This window comes from Streptomyces sp. NPDC002130, assembly GCF_040296465.1.
GTDB lineage: Bacteria > Actinomycetota > Actinomycetes > Streptomycetales > Streptomycetaceae > Streptomyces.
Genome location: NZ_JBEOXI010000759.1, coordinates 1 through 1554 on the forward strand (window position 1 = coordinate 1; position 1554 = coordinate 1554).

Annotated in this window: 3 protein-coding genes; 2 read left to right on the top strand and 1 reads right to left on the bottom strand. The window is 64.0% G+C overall.

The window, feature by feature from the left end; all coding sequences use genetic code 11:
* The coding region (locus ABT116_RS45235; RefSeq protein ID WP_502984065.1) for a hypothetical protein at positions 1-366 on the bottom strand (366 nt) is incomplete at its 3' end.
* Here ABT116_RS45235 and ABT116_RS45240 point away from each other — a divergent pair.
* Entirely contained in the window at positions 304-852 is a 549-nt protein-coding gene (locus ABT116_RS45240; protein ID WP_351646874.1) for an ABC transporter permease, read from the top strand. The two genes, ABT116_RS45235 and ABT116_RS45240, sit on opposite strands and share 63 nt — an antisense overlap.
* 124 nt (positions 853-976) lie before the next feature.
* The coding region (locus ABT116_RS45245) for a hypothetical protein (protein ID WP_351646872.1) at positions 977-1554 on the top strand (578 nt) is incomplete at its 3' end.

Genomic DNA, 1554 nt, shown 5'->3' on the forward strand with positions numbered 1-1554 from the left:
AGTTACCGCGGCTGCGAATGCCGAACCGAGAAGGAGATGAGCAGAAAGGACAGTGCCGGGTACACAAAGTGCGCCGGAGACGAAAGCCAGTGGCACCGCCGTGCATCCGAGTGTGATGGAGCTTGCAGTGTCTGCGTACACGCGCGCTGCCACGACGGCGGTGACGGTGAGCACCAAGGACGTGACTCCGCCGCAGACAGCGCCGATCAGTCCCGTGTCGCCGAGGACCAGGGCGAGGGCCGCGACGAGCGCAGCGACGAGGCGGCTTCCGGTGCGCTGCAGGGCTTTATCTGGGGAAATCTGCTGGCGATCACGCTTGCCGTGCTTGTCGTTCTCATTCCGCCTATCGAGGGATTGGCCACACAATTGGCGATCCTGAGTTACTGCACACCGCTGTTGGCGCTCGGCCCGATCATCCTGGTCGTCTTCGGCGGCCGGACCCCCACAATCTTTCTCGCCGCGATGTACTGCTTCTTCACCACGATGGTCGGCACACTCGCAGGCCTGAGATCGGCAGACAAGACGAGCCTCGATCTCGTCGCCGCCTACGGCGGTGGGCGTTGGCAGAAGTTCACCAAAGTTCAACTGGTGAGCGCACTTCCGAGCACCTTTGCCGCTCTCAAGATTGCTGCACCCTCCGCTGTACTCGGCGCTATCCTCGGTGAGTATCTCGGCGGGGTGGACAGCGGGATCGGCGTCGCACTCACAGCCGCTCAGACGTCGTACAACGTCCCGCGAACGTGGGGAATGGCCATCGCCGCCGCCTTGCTCGCCGGCCTGGGATATGCCGTCGTCGCAGCGATCGCCCGGCTCGTCACCCCGTGGACAAGCGCTCCGGGAGCACAGAAATGACCGCGGTCCGAGGAACATTGAGATTCCTCGCTCCGATTGCCATCGCCTCGGCTCTGTTGCTTGTCATATGGGTGGTCTTTCTCAATGCCTTCCCCCAGGTGGGTCCGCGTGTGGGAAAGATGTCGTGAGTTCGACGAAGTTCGATCTCGAGCTGGTCGAATACGTTCCCGGTCCGGACCCTGCAGATCCGGACGAGGGTTCCACGGCAGTCGATCTCACGCTCGTGACTCCGGTCTATCCCACGCCAGGGGTTCCGGTGGTGCGGGGACCGAAGGGTGACAGTTGGCTCGACGTGCGATTGTCGAATGACGGGCTGGCGCTGGTCTTCCAACTGCAGACTGAGACTGCGATCGTCGATGACGTCGTTACTATTCCGGCATTGGCTGATCTCGCTGTAGCGGTTGGCGCCTCGGAAGATGCGCGCGATGCGGCCGAGGGATTCGCGGGTAATGCTGCGGGCCATGCTTCCGACGCAGAGGACTTCAAGGACGCGGCAGGCACTTCCGCCGGCGCGGCAGGCACTTCCGCCGCAGCCGCTCATGGTTCCGAGGTTGCTGCGCTCGGACATGAGGAGCAGGCGGAGTACTGGGCAGGCCAGGCAGAAGAGCCGGGAGGTGGGCCGCAAATTCGGCCGGTACTGGGACGTGGCCTGGTACGAGAAGCCGCTGTAGGACCGCCCCCGCGGGCACACGGCCCGGGCCT